This is a genomic window from uncultured Metabacillus sp., from assembly GCF_947503125.1.
In the GTDB taxonomy this organism is placed as follows: Bacteria; Bacillota; Bacilli; order Bacillales; family Bacillaceae; genus Metabacillus.
In genome coordinates this window covers 1-19,273 of sequence record NZ_CANNCR010000065.1, presented here as the reverse complement: position 1 = coordinate 19,273, position 19,273 = coordinate 1, and the positions used below count along the sequence as shown (strand labels likewise).

The following is a 19,273-nucleotide window of genomic DNA, read 5'->3' as shown; positions in this document are numbered from 1 at the left end:
GCCGATGGCGCCTGGAGCTAGATTCAGAAACGCAAGCTATGTTAAGAAAATATATAAATTCTGATATTATTAAAAAAGCACCGAAAATTCGGCGCTTTTACGATTCAGATTCCTCTTTCTTTCCATGTACCCGTTCCAATGCCATTGTATAAGCATCATTTCCATAATTTAAGCAACGCTTAACACGTGAAATGGTTGCAGTGCTTGCACCTGTTTCCGTTTCAATCTTATGGTAAGTAAATCCTTCTCTCAGCATTCTTGCCACTTCAAGTCTTTGTGCCAACGATTGGATTTCATTCACAGTACATAAGTCATCAAAAAATCGATAACATTCTTCTAAATCTCTTAATGACAAAATTGAATTAAAAAGCTGGTCTAGTTCTTTACCGCGTAGCTTTTCGATTTGCATAGACATTCTCCTTTTGCTATTGCGTTTGAATTACAAATGCATCCTCAATGTTTGGTACAATATTGACCCATGTTTTCCCCGGGACAAGCTTTAATACCTCCCCGTCTTTTACAGGGAGAATTCTGCCATTCCGGTTTTCCCATTTTACCTCTTTCATTTGTCCATTTTGGAACAGAATTGCTTTACCGCCTGATGTTAAATCAATCGACCTTCTTCCATAAGAATCAATGAAAGTATGTTCCATTTCCACAACAAACACATTGGTTAGTTGTATCGGCTCTTCACTCTCTAAATCAACAGTTTGCTCATTATCACTAAAGCGGCTGTAACTTTGTTTAGTTTGATTATACTCATATGTTACATTCCATGTTTCTGATTTGTCATATTTAATGACAAACTTGCTTGCAGGTTCTCCTTTTAAATTTACCACTTCTTCCTCAGAAAGAAACGCCAAAGGCTCTACATCTGCAGTTGTTTCGTACTTATTTGACTTTGCGCCTTTTAAAATATTTTCATATGATATATAGGAATTATGTGGTGCTTTACGGTGGTCTGCCCTCCAAAATAATGTTCCATCATAAAATAAACCATTTAAATAATCAGCTTCTCCAGATTCCAGCTTTTCTTGTGCATCAGGGCTCCAGCCATGACTTATAAAAAGCGCGTCAAAGCCTTCACTAAGATCAATGTAATAATCTCTTGCACTACGAACAGGCCCGATTGTATCCGGTATTTCACTCTGGAAGACAGCTAAAAATCTGGTGATACTTCCCTCTGCAAGAACTTCATATACAATATCCGCTTTATGAAGGCCTGATTGAGGTCTTGCCGTTGGATGATTATTAATCATGACGGCAACTGGACGCTGATTCAGTTCACCCTCTGCCTCTAATCCTGTGAGGGGATAAACAGAAACTTCTTCTTCCTCAGCGGTCACAGGCTTTTCCTCTTGTTGAACAGTCTCTTCATTTTTAACAGGACGGGCTTCTTCTTTATTACTGCAAGCGCTTATAACCATAAGCATTGTTATAAGCGCATATGAAAATTTTTTCTTATCCAAGCTAACACAACCTATCTTTTTCCCTTTTATATTTTAACGCATTATAGTCGGAAAGAGTACCGTTTTTTTCATGACATCAAAAATCCCTATAGGAGTTATTCTAATATAAGGCAAATGTGTCGATGACAAGAATAACAGAGAATAGACTGGGTCATCAAAACCATAACCTCTTTCCTTTAAAAGAGTGTTGAGTTGATTCTGTTTAAACATAACACTTTCAAGACTCTCCTTTGAAGCGCTTCCATTTAACTGAAGTGGCATTTCAAATAAGACATTTCCATTCTCAGTTAACACAATCCCTCCGCCGATTTCCTTCATCCTCTTATAAGCAGCCAGCATTTCCTGTTTCTTTTTTCCAATGATAATAATGTCCCCTGTTGTTGAGTATGAGCTTGCAAAGCCTTGAACATGGTTAGCAAAGCCTTTAATGACCGTATTAATTCTCCATTTGCCATTGCGATCAATTAAAGCTAAAAAGCTTTCATCATGCTGCTCGGAAAGCTCACTTACTGAGCTGTCAATTGTAACCGAATAAGGCTCCATAATCACGGCATTTCGCATCTTCATCCCCAGCGGCATAGAAAATTGCAAATCATCTGTCGTTAAATCCCAAGCAATATCTGCAGATTGAATTCCATAATCAGACCATTCAACAACATCGCCTGTCTCTTGTCGTTTTCCTTCTTTAAGGAGCCAAATCCCTTTTGCCATAACAGACGATGGATCTGGTTGATCAATGCTGTCTAATATATTTAAGGTAGCGATCCGCCCTGGTGCGATAACACCGATCTGTTCTTCTAATTGATAATACTTTGCGATATTAAAGGTCGCCATATTATATGCATCAATGGCGGGAACATTGCATTCTAACGCGATATCGATACAACGATTGATCATGCCTGCTTCATAAAAAGTCGGCGTCGCTCCATCAGTAGTATAGTATAAATGATCATATGTTGTTAATCCCTCAAGTTGCAGCTCCTGCAAAAGCTTTGAAAGATCCGGGCGAATCGAGGAATGTCTTAAAGCAGCAGTGTATCCTAATTTCAGACGATTCATGACATCTTTACCTGTCATCGATTCATGATCACTATCAACCCCAAATAGCTTCATTTTTGTTAACGTGTTTTCTGAAGCACCTGGAAAATGACCTTCAATTCTTTTTCCTCTTCGTTTTGTTTCACGCAGCCAATATAAGATCCAGTCATCCCCATCAAGGAGCTTTGGCCAGCTTGTCAATTCTCCTCCTTGAATAACCGATTTATGTTCTAACCATTGTTTCAAAAAGTCATGTGAAAAAATTTGTTCCTCACTTTGTACCTCTGTTTGCAAATCAAATCTTGCCCACCAATAAAAGTGGTATGGCAATTTGGCCATATCATCCAAAAACGTAAGCGCTTTCTTTTTCTCGTATTGTAAAAGGAAAAAAAGGTTATCACCGATAAAAGTTGTTGTTCCTGTCCGTGACACATACTTTGCTAACGTATGGGGATTATATAATTGAAATGGATGTGCATGTGGTTCAATATATCCAGGTACAATAACTTTATTTGTACAATCAATCACTTCAGTTTGAGCTGTATGCTCGGGTAAATTGTCACCAACATAGACAATTCGGTCATCCACGATCCAAATATTTGCTTTGATCCATTGACGCAAATAGGAATTTAAGTAGGTGGCATTTTTTAATAAAACGGTAGGTGCACATTTGTTTGATACAACATCTATTTGTTTTCTAATTTGACTGATTTTCCATTGAAATTTTTTCTCGGGCATAAAAGACCCTCCATTTTTAGTTACTAACATAATTCTATGTTAACATATGGAATTTATTAACGCATTAACGTTTTATTTCATTTTTATGACAATTTTAGGGGGTGAATGGAAAGATGCGACCAAATATCGGAATCATTAACGCGTTAGTACGCATTACTTGCGGGCTAACCATCGTAGCTTGGGCTACATCTAAATATTGTAAAAGACCTTGGAGAGATTCATATTTAATCGCCATTGTGCTTGGATCCATGAAGGTAGGAGAAGGCATTTTGCGTTACTGCCCGATCACCTATTTGTTCCAAAATGCTAATTTACCGTTTTTTGATGAGGAAGATGGTTATGAAGAAGATGACGAAAAAATCGTGATTAACCCTACTTAATAAGAAAAGCGCAAGGCGCTAAGCATTCGGCGACAAGCATAAGGCGAATAGGAATAGAAGGTGTTCTTTACCTTCAATTCATGAGCGTCTAGACCCTAGAGGGGCTAGGCGCTGGAGCTAGACACAAATTTATACTTTCTTTCTCTTAAAAAATGGAGGGTGTCTCAAAAAGGGTCTGACCCTTTCGTTTAAGACACCCTCCTTATTACATTGGAGGTGTTTACATGTTCTTAGAATATTTAACAGATATGTCGTTTATATGGATTGCATTAATCGGTGCCATTATCGCATTATTATTTGTCTATGTTAAGAAACGCCGTGCTTAATTGCTTTGTTTCCAATATCTTTTCGATAGAACAGAGCAGGTGCAGCTATTTTTTCTACTAGCTCATACGCCTGTTCTTGTGCCTTGCTTATGGTATCACCATATCCAGACACAACAAGGACACGACCGCCGTTATTGACAAATTGATCCTCGACTTTTTTTGTTCCAGCATGGAAAATAACCGCTTCCTCATGCTTTTCGGTTAACTGGCCAATTGGCTGTCCTTTTTCATACTCGTTTGGATAGCCTTTTGACGCTAGTACCACTCCTAAAACGGCTTTTGATGACCAAGCAAGCTCAACAGGTTTCTCTTCAAGTATAGCTAGCAGTGTTTCAATTAAATCTGATTCAAGTCTTGGAAGGACAACCTGTGTTTCAGGATCACCAAAGCGAGCATTAAATTCAATCACTTTAGGCCCTTCTTCTGTAAGGATGAGTCCAGCATATAAAATACCTGTAAACGAACGACCTTCGCTGACAAGTGCTTTTGCTGCCGGCTTTAATATGGTTTCAATCGCGGTTTCCACAACATGATCCGGAATTTGCGGTACTGGTGAGTATGCACCCATTCCACCTGTATTTGGACCTTCATCATTGTCATATGCTCGCTTATGATCTTGGGCAATCACCATAGGAAATACCTTTTCGCCTTTTACAAAAGCCATTAAGGAAAATTCTTCCCCTGCAAGAAATTCTTCAACGACAACTGATTGAGAGGCATCACCAAATTTTCCGCCTTCAAGCATATCCGTTACACTTTCAAGCGCAGTATCAAGTGTTTCGGCAACCGTTACTCCTTTTCCGGCAGCTAAGCCATCTGCTTTGATAACAATTGGAGCTCCTTTTTCTTGAATATAGGCTTTTGCCTTCTCAACATCTGAAAAAGTTTGATAGTGTGCTGTTGGAATGTTGTATTTGACCATAAGCTCTTTTGCAAAGTTTTTACTTCCTTCGATTAAAGCAGCTTCTTTCGTTGGGCCAAAAATCTTTAAGCCCGCCTGTTCAAATGCATTTACAACCCCATTTAATAATGGAACTTCCGGACCAACAATTGTTAAATCAATCTTGTTTTCTTTGGCAAACTCCAATAAGCCTGCGGTATCAGTTTCACTAATTGAAACCCTTGTAGCAAGCACATTCATCCCGTCATTACCTGGTGCAACAAAGACTTCCTCTACAAGGTTACTTTGTGCGGCTTTCCATACAAGTGCATGTTCACGTCCACCTTGTCCGATGATTAGAACTTTCATTGGTTTACACCTCTTTTTTATTTGATTTCAAAAAAATATTTTGCTTTTACCCATTACACTTGAAGTGAGACTAGAAGCAATTGGCGAACAACCAATTGCTTCTACTATCATGTTCCTTCATTATTAAAGTAAACATCTATTTAGAAAAACATCTTAATGTTTAAAGTGGCGTACACCTGTGAATACCATGGCAATGCCATATTCATCAGCCATACGAATCGATTCTTCATCACGAATGGAGCCGCCTGGTTGAATAATCGCTGTTACACCAGCTTTTGCAGCAGCTTCAACTGTATCTGACATTGGGAAAAAGGCATCTGAACCAAGTGCACTTCCTTTTGCTTTTTCACCCGCTTGCTCAATCGCAATCTTCGCTGCGCCAACACGGTTCATTTGTCCTGCTCCAACACCAATTGTCATTTCATCCTTAGCTAGAACAATCGCATTTGATTTAACATGCTTTACTACTTTCCAAGCTAATTTTAGGTCTTTCCACTCTTCTTCAGAAGGCTCGCGCTTTGTTGGAATGGTTACTTCCACATCGTCTAATGAAAGCGTGTCTTCATCCTGAACAAGTAAACCGCCATGTACAGATTGAAGCTGCTTTTCAGGTTTTGATGCAGCAAAGACATCGATTGTTAATAAACGCAGATTTTTCTTGCCTGTCAACACATCTAGTGCTTCTTGGCTAAACGAAGGAGCGATGACAATCTCTAAGAAGATTTCATGCAGTTTTTCAGCTGTTGTTTTATCCACTTCATGGTTTAAGGCAACAATCCCGCCAAAAATAGATGTTGGATCTGCTTCAAAACATCTTGTGAATGCTTCTAATGTTGAAGTTCCAACACCAACACCGCATGGGTTCATATGCTTAACAGCAACTGCAGCAGGTTCAGTAAACTCGCGTACAATTTGCAGTGCAGCATCCGCATCTTTAATATTATTAAATGATAACTCTTTCCCATGAAGCTGTTTCGCATTTGCGATTGAAGCAACTGGTACGAAAGGCTTTTGATAGAATGTTGCTTTTTGATGAGGGTTTTCACCGTAACGAAGAGATTGTTTTTTCTCAAATGTATAGGTGACGGATTCCGGGTCTTCTTCACCAATTGTCTTCGTTAAAAATTCTGCAATCAAGGCATCGTAAGCAGCTGTATGTCTAAATACTTTAGCGGCCAGACGTTGTTTTTGTACCAAAGAGACTTCTCCAGAAGCTTTTAATTCTTCTAAAACTGCTTGATAATCTTGAGGGTCAACTAGAACTGTTACATCTTCATGGTTTTTCGCTGCAGAGCGTAACATTGAAGGACCGCCGATATCGATGTTTTCAATCGCATCCTGGAACTGCACATCCGGTTTTGAAATGGTTTCTTTAAACGGATACAGATTCACAACAATCATATCGATTGTTTCAATGTTATTTTCCTTTAATTGATCCATATGGCTTGGATTGCTGCGAACAGCTAATAAACCACCATGGATATTCGGGTGAAGTGTTTTAACACGTCCATCCATGATTTCTGGAAATCCAGTAACTTCTGAAATCCCAATAACATTTAGACCGTTTTCCTCTAATAATGATTTCGTTCCGCCTGTTGAAATGACTTCAACACCTAGCTCAATTAACTCTTTTACAAAAGGAACAAGATTTTCTTTATTTGACACACTGACAAGCGCGCGTTTGACTGTCATGTTATTCACCTCTGCCATTATTTTGAGACTAATTCTTTAATCACCTTTGGGTATAGAGCATGTTCAACTTTATGGACTTTTTCTGCGATTGTTTCAACCGTATCATCATTTGTAATATCAATCGCCTGCTGTGCAATAATTGGACCTGTATCCATTCCTGCATCGACATAATGAACCGTCACACCTGTCACCTTTACACCCGCATGAAAAGCTTGTCCGATCGCATCTTTTCCTGGAAAGGCAGGTAATAGAGAAGGATGGATATTGACGATTTTGTTTGCGTACGCATCTAATAATGTTGGCCCAATTAAGCGCATATAGCCTGCAAGAATTACATAATCAATCTGATGCTGATGTAAAGCAGCCAATATGTCCCCTTCAAAATGTGCTTTTGAATCATATTCCTTAGGAACAAATGAAAACACCGGGATTTCTGCTTTTTTAGCACGTTCAATTACACCGGCTTCAGGCTTGTCACAAACCACAAGAGCGATTTCGGCATCTAACGCACCTTTTTTGATTTGATCAAAAATTGCCTGAAAATTACTCCCATTCCCTGAAGCAAAAACCGCAAGTCTTTTCATCGAAGAGCTCCTCCGCCGAACGTAACACCAGAACCTTCGATCACACGACCAATGATATACGCCTTTTCACCATTTGCTTCTAGTTGGTTAATTACTTCATGTAAAAGCTCATTTTTTACAGCTAAAACAAACCCGATTCCCATATTAAAGACGTTAAACATATCTTCGCTGCTTAACTCACCTTTTTCCTTAAGAAAATCGAAAATATCCGGGATTGGCCAAGAACCATTATCAATTTCCACACCGGTACCTTCAGGCAGCATACGTGGAATATTCTCGATAAAACCGCCGCCTGTAATATGTGCCATTCCATCGACTTGAAACTTCTTCACCACATCAAGCACAGGTTTCACATAGATTCGCGTTGGTGTTAATAAAACCTCGCCTAAATTTTTGGTGAATGGTTCGTACACAGCTTGCAAATCAAGGTTTTGATCTTCAAGGAGAATTTTACGAACTAATGAAAATCCGTTGCTGTGAAGTCCATTGGAAGAAAGGCCAATTAACACATGCCCTGGTTTAATGTTTTCCCCAGTCACAATGTTTTCCTTTTCCACTACTCCGACTGAAAATCCGGCTACATCATATTCATCATCATCATATAACCCTGGCATTTCAGCAGTTTCTCCGCCGACTAATGCACAGCCGGATTCTTCACATCCATCAGCAATCCCTTTTACGATCTGCTCAATTTTTTCCGGAATGGCTTTGCCTAATGCTAAATAATCCAGGAAAAACAATGGTTCAGCACCTTGAGCTAAAATATCATTCACACACATGGCAACTGCGTCAATTCCAATTGTGTCATGCTTATCAGCCATAAATGCAAGCTTTAATTTTGTCCCTACGCCATCTGTACCAGACACGAGAACAGGTTGTTTGTAATTTAATTCGCTTAAATCAAACATTCCACCAAAACCGCCAAGTCCACCCATAACTCCTGTACGCATTGTCTTAGCGACATGCTTTTTCATTCTTGATACAGCTTCATAGCCAGCTTCGATATCCACGCCTGCTTGTTTATAAATGTCAGACATGCCTGATTCCTCCTTAGCATTGAAAGTAAGACGAGGATGTCTCAAAAGGGTCTGACCCCTGCAACAAACACCGATATATTGTGTTCGCGGGGTCTGACATTTTGGTTTTGAGACAACCTCATCACGTTTTTCTTCGTTTCATTTTATGCCTTCTCATGTGGAAGTACTGTATCTGGATAAATATCAGTCGGATAACGCCCAGTAAAGCATGCTAAGCATTGTCCTTTGTACTCACCTTCATATGGTCGGCCGATGGCTTCAAGCATGCCTTCAACACTTAAAAAGGCCAAGCTATCTGCACCAATAATTTGACGAATATCTTCTACAGAATGATTTGATGCAATTAGTTCTTCATGTGTTGATGTATCAATCCCGTAAAAACAAGGATTTGAAATTGGCGGAGAACTGATTCGTACATGCACCTCTGTAGCACCTGCTTCACGAAGCATTGTCACAATTCGTTTACTTGTTGTTCCACGTACAATCGAGTCATCAACCATAACAACACGTTTCCCTTCGACAACTCCGCGTACAGCTGATAATTTCATTTTAACCCCTTGCTCACGCAATGACTGTGAAGGCTGAATAAACGTACGACCTACATATCGGTTTTTGATTAATCCAAGCTCATAAGGAATTCCTGTCAGCTCTGCAAAGCCGATCGCTGCAGAAATACTTGAATCCGGCACACCTGTCACAACATCTGCATCGACCTCTGACTCTACAGCCAAACGTTTTCCGAGGTTTTTACGGGCAGTATGCACGTTGATTCCATCGATATTGCTATCAGGACGTGAGAAATAAATATACTCCATGCTGCAAATCGAACGATTAATATTCATCGAGAAACGCTCAGAACGAATTCCTTCATCATTGATGATTAATAATTCGCCTGGCTGAACATCTCTTTCATATTTCGCTCCTACGACATCAAATGCACATGTTTCTGACGCCACGACATAAGCGTCCCCCATCACACCGATCGACAATGGACGTAAGCCATTAGGATCAAGGGCAACCATCATTTCATTTTCAGTCATAATTAAGAAGGCGTAAGCACCCTTAATCATCGTTAACGCATTTTTTACAGCTTCCTTAAGATCTTGAAAGCCGCTTCTTCTGATCAGATGGGCAAGAACTTCTGTATCTGAAGTTGTTTGAAAAATGCTTCCTTGGCTCTCAAGCTGATGTTTAACCTGATTAGCATTCACAAGATTTCCGTTATGTGCTAACGCCAAGCTTCCGCTATGTGATTTAAACAGCAAAGGCTGGACATTTTCATATCCGCCCCCGCCTGCAGTTGCATAACGAACATGCCCGATTGCCGCTTTACCAGATAGTTCATTTAATTTGCCGTTCCCGAACACCTCTGAAATTAAGCCAAGCCCTTTCATGGCCGTTAGCTTCTTACCATCAGATGTAACAATCCCAGCGCCTTCTTGCCCTCTATGCTGGAGACTGTGTAAACCATAATATGTTATTTGAGCTGCTTCCGGATGACCCCATATTCCGAAGACGCCACACTCTTCGTTTAATCCCTTGAGTTCAGCAAGCATGGGATAGCTCCTTTCCATGCATCCTTTAATTCTTCAACAGATGCATCGACAAGTGATTCATCGTTTTCGTCATTTATAATAAGTTTCCCGTTATCTGTTACTTCTCCGATACAAACTGCATCGACAAGTTGTTCAAACGCTTGTTGATTTTCTTTTTTCACTGAAACAACAAATCTAGTTTGTGATTCACTGAATAATGCGGCAGTTGCATCACCTTTAAGGGTTACCTTTGCTCCCAGACCTTTTCCGCCAAATAAAGGCTCAGCTAATGCCACAGCAACTCCGCCTTCAGATACATCATGTGCAGAGGCAACTGTTTTTTCACGGATCGCTTTTGAAAGCTGTTCTAATGTTTTACTTTCTTTCTCTAAATCTAACTCTGGTGATTTACCAAAGATTTTTCCGTAAGTTAGCTTTTGCAGCTCACTTCCGCCAAATTCAGGTTTTGTTTCCCCGATTAAGTAAATAAGGTCTCCTGCTGCTTTAAAATCTTGCGTTGTAATATAGTCAGTATCTTCGATTAAACCGACCATACCTATAACAGGTGTTGGATAGATCGCAGTTCCGTTCGTTTCATTATATAACGAAACGTTACCGCCGATGACAGGAGTATTTAGCACGCGACAAGCTTCACTAATACCGTCTGCAGCTTTTTCAATTTGCCAGAAAATTTCCGGCTTTTCCGGATTACCGAAGTTTAAGTTGTCTGTAATCGCTAATGGTGTTGCACCTGAACATACGATATTACGGGCTGCTTCAGCAACAGCAATTTTGCCGCCTACTTCAGGATCTAAATAGAGATAACGAGAGTTACAGTCAGTTGTCATCGCTAAGGCTTTTTTCGTATCACGAATACGAACAACTGCTGCGTCAGATCCTGGAGCAACAACTGTATTTGTACGAACCATGTAGTCATATTGATCATAAACCCACTCTTTGCTTGCAATCGTAGGTTGTTTTAATAATTGAAGAAGTGTTTCTTTATAGTTTTCAACCTGAATTGGTTCAACGTCCATTTTTTGAAATTCTTCAAAGTACGAAGGTACGGCAGATGGTTTGTGATAAACCGGTGCTTCTTCAGCTAACGCATCGACTGGAAGCTCACAAACGACTTCACCTTTATGGAATAGACGAAGCATTTTATCATCTGTTACTTTACCAACTGTAACTGCTTCTAGGTCATATTTTTTAAACAGGTCAATGATTTCCTGCTCTCTTCCCTTTTCAATAACAAGCAGCATTCTTTCTTGTGATTCTGATAACATCATTTCATATGGTGTCATGCCTGTTTCGCGCTGAGGGATAAGATCAAGATTCATTTCAATACCTGATCCTGCTTTACTAGCCATTTCTGCTGAAGAACTTGTTAAACCAGCAGCACCCATATCTTGAATACCAACTAAGGCATCGTTTTTCACGACTTCAAGGCAAGCTTCTAGTAAAAGCTTTTCCATGAATGGGTCCCCTACTTGAACAGCTGGGCGGTTTTCACCAGAATCCTCTGTCAATTCTTCAGAAGCAAATGTTGCACCATGAATTCCGTCACGTCCTGTTTTCGCGCCAACATACATAACCGTGTTCCCAACACCTTTTGCTTGGCCCTTCTTAATATCTTCATGGTTAATTAACCCAACGCACATGGCATTAACTAATGGGTTGCCCTCATATGAGTTGTCAAATTGGATTTCCCCGCCTACTGTCGGAATTCCAATACAGTTCCCGTAGCCAGCAATACCAGCAACAACCTCTTCAAATAAATATTTAACACGAGGAGATTGTAATTCACCAAAGCGTAAAGAGTTTAAGATGGCAATTGGTCTTGCACCCATTGAGAAAACATCGCGAATGATTCCACCTACACCAGTGGCTGCACCTTGGTATGGCTCGATTGCTGAAGGGTGGTTATGACTTTCAATTTTAAATACGACCGCTTGATTGTCACCGATATCAACAATCCCTGCTCCTTCACCAGGACCTTGCAGTACCTTTTCACCTGTTACAGGGAATTTCTTTAAGATCGGCTTAGAGTTTTTATAACTGCAGTGCTCAGACCACATAACAGAGAAAATACCGATCTCTGTGTAATTTGGAAGACGACCGATGATTTTTTCAATAAGGGCAAACTCATCATCACTTACACCCATTTGTCTGTAGATTTTTTCATCTTTTATCATCTGGTTTGTTGGTTCAAGCTGTAGTGACATGAGATTCCCTCCAGTTTTTCACGATTGATTGAAATAATTTTAATCCATCCGCACTTCCTAATAATTCGTCAACCGCACGTTCAGGATGCGGCATCATCCCTAATACATTGCCGCGCTCATTTGTAATACCGGCGATATCTACTAGGCTGCCATTTGGATTCGTTTCATACGTAAACACAATTTGATTGTTTTCTTTAAGCTTTTGCAGCGTTTCTTCATCACAATAATAGTTCCCTTCTCCATGGGCGATCGGAACAGAAATAACCTCATTTTGTTTATATTCTGATGTAAATGCCGTCTCATTGTTTACGACCTTTAAATTTACAGGTCGGCACATAAACTTTAAGTTTTCGTTGCGTTTCATCGCACCTGGAAGTAATCCAGCTTCTAATAAAATTTGGAATCCGTTACATACGCCAAGAACAGGCTTTCCTGCTTCAGCTGCTTTTACAACTTCCTTCATAACGTTTGAGAAACGGGCAATGGCACCTGAACGTAAATAATCTCCATATGAGAAGCCGCCTGGTAATAAAATACCGTCATAGCCGCTTAAATCTGTTTGATCATGCCAAACATACTCTACTTCTTCACCTAGCTCATCTTTAATAGCATGGTACATATCAACATCACAGTTAGATCCTGGAAAAACGATCACAGCGAATTTCACTTTGTGACAACCTCCTGTACCTCATATCTATAGTCTTCGATAACTGTATTTGCAAGTAATTTTTCACACATTTCTTTTACAACAACATCTAAGTCACGATCTGATTTTTCAATTGCCAACTCCATATATTTCCCGATACGAACATCTTGAACTTCATTGTATGACATGCTGTGCAATGCACTTTTTACTGCGCTTCCTTGTGGATCTAATACACTTTCTCTTAACGTGACATAAACTTTTACTTTGTACATGATCATTGGCCTCCAAGTCTTGTTAAAATTTCTTCATAAGCTTCAGTTAAGCTGCCGATATCGCGGCGAAATACATCTTTATCAAATTTTTCATTTGTTTCGATATCCCAAAGACGGCAAGTATCTGGTGAAACCTCATCAGCTAAAATGATGTTTCCTTCCTCTGTCAAACCAAATTCAAGTTTAAAATCAATGAGGCGGACACCACATGATAGAAAATGTTCTTTCAGTACTTTATTTACTTGTTTAGCAAGTGTTTTTAATGTTTCAACTTGCTCTTTTGTGGCAACCTCTAAAAGTGCAATGTGATCTTCAGTAATAAGCGGATCACCTAGCTCATCATCCTTATAGTAAAACTCAACAAGTGGTTCTTTGATCTCTGTTCCTTCTTCAATACCTATCCGTTTAGAAAGACTTCCTGCAACAACATTTCTCACAACAACTTCCAGCGGAATGATCGTTACTTTTCTTACAAGCTGCTCTGTTTCAGATAATCTTTTCACAAAGTGGTTTTCGATATTATTTGCTGTCAGCTTTTCAAAAAGCAGGGTTGAAATTTCATTGTTTAAACGACCTTTGCCAGTAATCTCTTCCTTTTTCACACCATTAAAGGCTGTAGCGGAATCTTTGTAAGATACTAGCAAAATATTAGGTTCATTTGTTTTATAAATACGTTTTGCTTTACCTTCATATAGTAACTCAAGCTTTTCAATGCTCATGATGGCCCTCCTAAACAGAATATTGGGAACTTTCAGGCTAGTACGTATGATTTGTCATATTTTCTAACCTAATTTATCAATCAAAGAGATAGCAAGGGACGTTTTTATCCCTTGCTTATTTCATATTTTAAAGACCAAGTCGTTCGAAGATGGTGTCTACACCTTTTAAGTGGTAGTTATAATCGAAGCAATCTGCAATGGTTTCGGCAGATAAACGTTCTGTGATTTTTGGTTCTGCTTCAACTAGCCTGCGGAATGGTACTTGTTTCTCCCAAGCTTCCATTGCTTTTGGTTGAACAAGGTCATAAGCTTCTTCTCTTGTCATACCTGTATCAATTAAAGCTAGTAACACTCGTTGAGAGTAGATTAACCCTTGTGTGCGGTCCATATTACGCTTCATGTTTTCAGGGAAGACTGTTAGATTTTTCACGATGTTGCCAAAGCGATTTAACATATAGTTTAAGGCAATCGTTGCATCTGGTAAGATAATCCGTTCAGCAGATGAGTGAGAAATATCTCTTTCATGCCATAATGGAACATTTTCATAAGCTGTTAGCATATAGCCGCGAATCACACGTGCAAGACCTGTCATATTTTCAGAACCGATCGGGTTACGTTTATGCGGCATTGCAGAAGATCCTTTTTGACCTTTAGCAAAAGATTCTTCAACTTCACGTGTTTCACTCTTTTGCAAACCGCGGATTTCAACGGCAAACTTTTCAATTGAAGTGGCTACTAATGCTAATGATGCCATATAATCTGCATGACGATCACGTTGAAGTGTTTGCGTTGAGATAGGTGCAGGTTTTGTACCTAATTTTTCACACACATATTTTTCTACAAATGGATCGATGTTTGCGTAAGTTCCAACCGCTCCAGAGATTTTTCCGTATTCAACGCCTTCAGCAGCACGTTTAAAACGATCCAGGTTACGTTTCATTTCCTCATACCATAGAGCAAGCTTTAATCCAAATGTTGTTGGTTCAGCATGAACACCATGAGTACGTCCCATCATAACTGTATATTTATGTTCTTGTGCTTTTTCTTTTAAAATTTGGATGAAGTTTTCAATATCTTTTAAAAGAATATCGTTAGCTTGTTTAAGCAAGTAAGAAAGAGCTGTGTCTACGACATCTGTTGAAGTTAAGCCGTAATGAATCCATTTGCGTTCCTCACCTAACGTTTCAGAAACTGCTCTTGTAAAAGCAACGACATCATGACGTGTTTCTAGTTCGATTTCATTAATACGATTGATATCAAATGATGCGTTTTTGCGAAGAAGTGCTACATCTTCCTTTGGAATGACACCTAATTCTGCCCAAGCTTCACATGCAAGGATTTCAACCTCTAACCATGCTTTAAATTTGTTTTCTTCCGTCCAAATTGCGCCCATTTCTGGTCTTGTGTAACGTTCGATCATCTTTTTGCCTCCGTCCTAGTTTTTACCCCAAATATGGTTGATCTTTTCGATATCTTTCTCGATTGATTCACTAATAAACGTAATATGTCCCATTTTCCGTTTCGCAACCGGCTCCTTCTTTCCATAAAGGTGAAGCTTAGCCGTTTCAAGAAATGAGATATGATCATTGATTATAGTTAAATCTTCTCCCAAGAGATTTACCATCATACCACTTTGTAATAAAGTTGTACGTCCTAAAGGAAGATTACAAACCGCACGAATATGCTGTTCAAATTGATCTGTCTCACATAAGTCAATCGTATAATGACCTGAATTATGCGGACGCGGAGCTAATTCATTAATATAAATCTCTCCATCTTTTGTTAGAAACATTTCTACAGCAAGTGTCCCAACAAGTCCAAAGCTATTTGAAAGCTTTATGGCTAATTGCTGTGCTTTTGTTTTAATTTCTTCAGGCACTCTTGCTGGTACAATACTTTGATATAAAATATTGTCTTTATGAATATTTTCAGCTACTGGGAACGTTTTTGTTTCACCGTTTACAGATCTTGTCACTATAACTGAAATTTCTTTTTCAAAAGGAACCCATTTCTCAAGGATGCATGTACCATGCTTTAATAGTTTCTTAGCTTCAGCAAAATCATCCTCTATGCGGAGGACAACTTGTCCCTTTCCGTCATAACCGCCTCTGCATGTCTTTAACACACTTGGGAACTTTATAGCCTCTATCGCTTTTGACAGCTCTTCCTCGTTATGAATAATCCGATAGGTGGCTACTTCACAGCCGGCCTTTTCAATTGCCGCTTTTTCTGTTTCACGATCTTGAGTAAGCAGCAGCAATGAGCTTTTTTGAGGTAAATTTGCATTCTCCTCCAGCCAACGCAAAGCTGTATAATCGATATTTTCAAATTCATATGTGATGACATCACTGACTTCAGCCAGTTTTTTTATTGCTTCTAAATCATCGTAAGCTGCTGTTATCTCGATATCTGCAAGCTGGCCGCATGGGCAATCTTCTGTCGGATCTAAAACAGCAATACGATAGCCAAGTTGTCTGGCAGCAATCGCCATCATCCGGCCAAGCTGCCCTCCTCCAATTATTCCGATTGTCGATCCAGGGAGAATTCTCTTATTATTCAAGTTCATCACTGCTTTCTAGTACCTTTAAACGAAGCTCTTCTCTTCTAGCGTCCAATTTGTTCTCCAAGTCCTGATCACTTGTAGAAAGGATTTCCGCTGCAAGCAATCCTGCATTCGTAGCACCTGCTTTACCGATCGCAACGGTCGCTACCGGGACACCTCCTGGCATTTGGACAATAGATAGTAATGAGTCAAGACCGTTTAACGCCTTTGATTGAACAGGGACACCAATCACTGGAAGAGTGGTTTTTGCTGCAACCATTCCTGGAAGATGTGCTGCACCGCCTGCTCCCGCGATAATGACCTTTAGACCTCTATTTCTTGCATTCTCTGCATACTCAAACATGTAATCTGGAGTACGGTGTGCAGATACTACCTTCTTTTCATAGGGAACCTCTAATTCATTCAAGATTTCACATGCATGCTTCATAGTTTCCCAGTCAGATGTACTTCCCATTATAACCCCAACAAACGGCTTCATTTTTTTCCCACCTTTTGTATTACTTATACACAAAAGGCTCGATATCTATACTTTCTCACCTTATAGAGAAAGTACAGTATACCGAGCCCGAACATTCAATCTTTCCATCCGAATCGTTTATACGTACACTTTCCCTCATAGTCCGTTGATTTACGGTCAACGGGTAGAAACTTTTGGGCCATATTCCCAATTATATATGAGGTTTAACGTTAATCACTTATTTACATGTCTATATTAACAATGAAGATAATCGATGTCAACGTAAAATCGAACGATTTATTTTTTTGCTTTGTTAATGTTCGGTTTTTACAGCAGTTTTCCTTCAAAAACAATTTCTCTCCCACATGGTACATGTTCAACAATGTGATCTCTGATTTCTTCTTTAAAAATAGGCTGTTCCATTCTTCTAACAGGGAAATAACCTTCTTCACGCATACGATTGAGACAATCATCAATGGATTCATGCTCTTCCACAATAAATTTTTTCTTTTTCGGCTTCGATGTCATACCTTAATTCTCCCTTTCCGAACAGCCTTAACCCAGAACCCGCCATGAATGGTTTTCGGCTCATAGGCAATAATAAATGCCTTTGGATCAAGTTCCTTAATGGTTTGATAAAGCTTTAGCTCATATTTTCTTGGCGTTAAAATTTGCATTGACAAACGATCTCCCTCTAATCCGTTTGCCATCCAATTGGTTACCCCAAAACCTTTCTCACGTAATTGCTTCGGCAAATCCTTTTCATGTTCAGTTGAAATAACATTAACCGTAATATACCCAAGCGCTAGCTTCTCTTCTATTTTCATCCCTACTATGACGCCAAGTCCATAACCCATCGCGTAGGCAATTAAATTTTGAATTTCATTTAAATTATCGAGTACTAACCCGAGACCAACTACATAAATGATAACCTCAAACATACTTATAAATGCAGCTAAATAACGTTGTCCTTTTAACGTTAATATCATTCTGATCGTAAAAAATGAGACATAAACAATATTAATGAGCAAAATGATGATTACCATTGTAATACTGTTGTGAAGCAACACAACTCCTCCTTAGGTTAAACAATAAATTAGGCTATATTTTACTAAAATTTTTTTACGGATACAATGGTAAAAGTTATTCATTTATAAGCTGCTCTTTACCTTATAGATATTGTTATCGTCTCCTAATGTTTATTCAGATATAAGGAAATCAAAAAGCTATATCTGAATAATTTTCATCTTTTTAAATGGACTTTGTAAAACTTCCCCTGTCCTGTTGTCCCGCAGGAATCACAAGCCTTTTGATCATTCAGCATAGTGACAAGAACAACAATGAACTTTAAATAATACAAAAAAGACCAGTATCTCTACTGATCTTTTTTCCTCTCACCTGGCAACCGTCCTACTCTCACAGGACTAGCACAGGACGTGCTGACTTCTGCGTTGCCACAGGACGTGGCGCTCTTAGCAGAAGTTCCTTATTACTCTACCATCGGCGCCGAGAGCTTAACTTACGTGTTCGGATTCGGCTTGTAGTGTTACTTTGATTTCTGCTTTTTCTAATAAACTTTACGGTTTTTATTATCAAAAAAGACCAGTATCTCTACTGATCTTTTCTCTTCTTACCTGGCAACGTCCTACTCTCACAGGGGGAAACCCCCAACTACCATCGGCGCCGAGAGCTTAACTTACGTGTTCGGATTCGGCTTACGATAAGCGGCGAATCTCTTCGTCAGCTTGTTCGTTCAGATCCTCATGTGCCCGAAGAACGCACATTCCGGTCTTCTCTCTCTGCACTTCCTCGACCTTCTTGCTTCTCCCAAGCCTCAGGCTAGAAGGGTTACTTTGGTTTCTGCTTTTTCTAATAAACCTTACGGTTTTTATTACTCTAAATATCAAAAAAGACCAGTATCTCTACTGATCTTTTCATCTTCTTACCTGGCAACGTCCTACTCTCACAGGGGGAGACCCCCAACTACCATCGGCGCTGAAGAGCTTAACTTCCGTGTTCGGCATGGGAACGGGTGTGACCTCTTCGCCATCGTCACCAGATAAATATGAAGTTTGAAGGCATGTTCCTTCAAAACTAGATAACGATGTATAATTCAATTCACTTACTGAGTTTTCGCTTTTACGCTGTCCAGCTCCAGAAGCCAAATCCTACGGTAATTTCACTCTCTCGGGCGAAGTCAAAGTACGACTTCTGCTCGATCGCTCCAATTCCCTATGGATTTAAGCGGGCTTCTTCCGCTTTTCTAAATAGGTTAAGTCCTCGATCGATTAGTATCAGTCAGCTCCACACGTCACCGCGCTTCCACCTCTGACCTATCAACCT

19 protein-coding genes, 1 rRNA gene and 1 riboswitch are annotated in these 19,273 nt (G+C 39.6%); of the genes, 2 read left to right on the top strand and 18 right to left on the bottom strand.

Annotated features, from left to right (window positions below; all coding sequences use genetic code 11):
* Positions 1–97 precede the first annotated feature (97 nt).
* From Q1B07_RS23060 to Q1B07_RS23050, 3 genes are read right to left on the bottom strand one after another with little or no spacing between them, the layout of a single operon-like run.
* Positions 98–409 (bottom strand): YerC/YecD family TrpR-related protein, encoded by a 312-nt coding sequence (locus Q1B07_RS23060; RefSeq protein ID WP_046517834.1) that lies wholly within the window; start codon positions 407–409, stop codon positions 98–100.
* A 16-nt stretch (positions 410–425) separates the two neighbouring features.
* Positions 426–1,469, bottom strand: a complete 1,044-nt coding sequence (locus Q1B07_RS23055) for a DUF3048 domain-containing protein (RefSeq protein ID WP_299094411.1) — start codon at positions 1,467–1,469, stop codon at positions 426–428.
* 33 nt (positions 1,470–1,502) lie between these two features.
* The gene (locus tag Q1B07_RS23050) at positions 1,503–3,245 is read right to left on the bottom strand and encodes an adenine deaminase C-terminal domain-containing protein (protein WP_299094409.1); all 1,743 of its coding nucleotides are present in this window, start codon (positions 3,243–3,245) and stop codon (positions 1,503–1,505) included.
* A 113-nt stretch (positions 3,246–3,358) separates the two neighbouring features.
* Between Q1B07_RS23050 and Q1B07_RS23045 the strand changes: the two genes are divergently transcribed.
* Complete coding sequence (locus tag Q1B07_RS23045; RefSeq protein ID WP_299094407.1) at positions 3,359–3,625, top strand: DUF2892 domain-containing protein; 267 nt, start codon at positions 3,359–3,361, stop codon at positions 3,623–3,625.
* Positions 3,626–3,849: 224 nt separating this feature from the next.
* The gene (locus tag Q1B07_RS23040) at positions 3,850–3,951 is read left to right on the top strand and encodes an EYxxD motif small membrane protein (RefSeq protein ID WP_299094405.1); all 102 of its coding nucleotides are present in this window, start codon (positions 3,850–3,852) and stop codon (positions 3,949–3,951) included.
* On the opposite strand, the gene purD is transcribed toward Q1B07_RS23040, so the two are convergent.
* The 15 genes from purD to rrf form a co-directional block, all read right to left on the bottom strand.
* On the bottom strand, positions 3,932–5,200 hold the full coding sequence (purD, locus tag Q1B07_RS23035; protein ID WP_299094403.1) for a phosphoribosylamine--glycine ligase: 1,269 nt from the start codon (positions 5,198–5,200) through the stop codon (positions 3,932–3,934). The two genes, Q1B07_RS23040 and purD, sit on opposite strands and share 20 nt — an antisense overlap.
* Before the next feature lie 153 nt (positions 5,201–5,353).
* Complete coding sequence (gene purH / locus Q1B07_RS23030) at positions 5,354–6,892, bottom strand: bifunctional phosphoribosylaminoimidazolecarboxamide formyltransferase/IMP cyclohydrolase (protein ID WP_299094401.1); 1,539 nt, start codon at positions 6,890–6,892, stop codon at positions 5,354–5,356.
* Between the two features lie 17 nt (positions 6,893–6,909).
* Complete coding sequence (purN, locus tag Q1B07_RS23025; protein ID WP_299094399.1) at positions 6,910–7,476, bottom strand: phosphoribosylglycinamide formyltransferase; 567 nt, start codon at positions 7,474–7,476, stop codon at positions 6,910–6,912.
* Complete coding sequence (gene purM / locus Q1B07_RS23020; protein ID WP_299094397.1) at positions 7,473–8,513, bottom strand: phosphoribosylformylglycinamidine cyclo-ligase; 1,041 nt, start codon at positions 8,511–8,513, stop codon at positions 7,473–7,475. Before purM ends, purN begins: the two co-directional genes overlap by 4 nt.
* A gap of 143 nt (positions 8,514–8,656) precedes the next feature.
* Positions 8,657–10,069 carry an amidophosphoribosyltransferase gene (gene purF, locus Q1B07_RS23015; protein WP_299094395.1) on the bottom strand — a complete coding sequence of 471 codons (1,413 nt, stop codon included), beginning with the start codon at positions 10,067–10,069 and terminating at the stop codon, positions 8,657–8,659.
* A complete protein-coding gene (gene purL, locus Q1B07_RS23010; RefSeq protein ID WP_299094394.1) occupies positions 10,045–12,273 on the bottom strand; it encodes a phosphoribosylformylglycinamidine synthase subunit PurL in 2,229 nt (742 codons plus the stop codon). The genes purF and purL overlap by 25 nt, the downstream gene beginning before the upstream one ends.
* A complete protein-coding gene (purQ, locus tag Q1B07_RS23005) occupies positions 12,257–12,940 on the bottom strand; it encodes a phosphoribosylformylglycinamidine synthase subunit PurQ (RefSeq protein ID WP_299094392.1) in 684 nt (227 codons plus the stop codon). Before purQ ends, purL begins: the two co-directional genes overlap by 17 nt.
* Entirely contained in the window at positions 12,937–13,191 is a 255-nt protein-coding gene (gene purS / locus Q1B07_RS23000) for a phosphoribosylformylglycinamidine synthase subunit PurS (protein WP_046517852.1), read from the bottom strand. The genes purQ and purS overlap by 4 nt, the downstream gene beginning before the upstream one ends.
* A gap of 2 nt (positions 13,192–13,193) precedes the next feature.
* Positions 13,194–13,904 (bottom strand): phosphoribosylaminoimidazolesuccinocarboxamide synthase, encoded by a 711-nt coding sequence (gene purC, locus Q1B07_RS22995; RefSeq protein ID WP_299094413.1) that lies wholly within the window; start codon positions 13,902–13,904, stop codon positions 13,194–13,196.
* A 133-nt stretch (positions 13,905–14,037) separates the two neighbouring features.
* Positions 14,038–15,330 (bottom strand): adenylosuccinate lyase, encoded by a 1,293-nt coding sequence (gene purB, locus Q1B07_RS22990; RefSeq protein WP_299094387.1) that lies wholly within the window; start codon positions 15,328–15,330, stop codon positions 14,038–14,040.
* A 15-nt stretch (positions 15,331–15,345) separates the two neighbouring features.
* Complete coding sequence (gene purK, locus Q1B07_RS22985) at positions 15,346–16,476, bottom strand: 5-(carboxyamino)imidazole ribonucleotide synthase (protein ID WP_299094385.1); 1,131 nt, start codon at positions 16,474–16,476, stop codon at positions 15,346–15,348.
* A complete protein-coding gene (gene purE, locus Q1B07_RS22980; RefSeq protein WP_299094383.1) occupies positions 16,463–16,951 on the bottom strand; it encodes a 5-(carboxyamino)imidazole ribonucleotide mutase in 489 nt (162 codons plus the stop codon). Before purE ends, purK begins: the two co-directional genes overlap by 14 nt.
* Positions 16,952–17,069: 118 nt before the next feature.
* Positions 17,070–17,171, bottom strand: a riboswitch (purine riboswitch).
* A gap of 86 nt (positions 17,172–17,257) precedes the next feature.
* Positions 17,258–17,458, bottom strand: coding sequence for an NETI motif-containing protein (locus Q1B07_RS22975; protein ID WP_299094382.1), 201 nt, complete (start codon positions 17,456–17,458; stop codon positions 17,258–17,260).
* On the bottom strand, positions 17,455–17,997 hold the full coding sequence (locus Q1B07_RS22970; RefSeq protein WP_299094381.1) for a DUF5698 domain-containing protein: 543 nt from the start codon (positions 17,995–17,997) through the stop codon (positions 17,455–17,457). The genes Q1B07_RS22975 and Q1B07_RS22970 overlap by 4 nt, the downstream gene beginning before the upstream one ends.
* An 877-nt stretch (positions 17,998–18,874) precedes the next feature.
* Positions 18,875–18,990 (bottom strand): 5S ribosomal RNA (gene rrf / locus Q1B07_RS22965).
* Between the last annotated feature and the right edge of the window lie 283 nt (positions 18,991–19,273).